The following is a 396-nucleotide window of genomic DNA, read 5'->3' as shown; positions in this document are numbered from 1 at the left end:
CATCTATGGACTGCCCCATACCGGGGCCAAACGGCTCGGCGCCAACACTTCAGCGACCATCGCGCCCAGCCTTTATATAGGCCAGGGGTTCGGCGCCTTGCCTGACGCATGGTCTTGGTTGCGGCCATTCGCCATCACAGCGGGCGTCAGCGTGGCTGTGCCGACCGGCAAAACGTCGGGCAACTTGAGCTATGACCCGACGACGCGGCAGTTCAACAGTGTGAGCACAGCCAACGTCACCACGGTGCACTGGGGATTCGCATTGGAGTACAGCACGCTCTATTTGACGGATCGATTTGTGCCAGGCGTGCTGCCCAAGGAAGAACCCCTGCACCAGTGGATTCCTTTGGTTGAGTTCGCGTTCGACTCGCCACGCGGGCAACGCACGCGCGGCAC

Annotated in this window: 1 pseudogene; it reads left to right on the top strand. The window is 61.6% G+C overall.

Going from position 1 to position 396, the window contains the following annotated elements:
• Nucleotides 1–396, top strand: a pseudogene (locus tag H0X90_RS35530) (hypothetical protein); the annotation flags it as partial.

Source organism: Burkholderia sp. 9775_39, assembly GCF_015712225.1.
Taxonomy (GTDB): domain Bacteria; phylum Pseudomonadota; class Gammaproteobacteria; order Burkholderiales; family Burkholderiaceae; genus Burkholderia; species Burkholderia cenocepacia.
The sequence above is the reverse complement of the archived record's forward strand: the minus strand, read 5'-3'. Positions and strand labels throughout refer to the sequence as shown.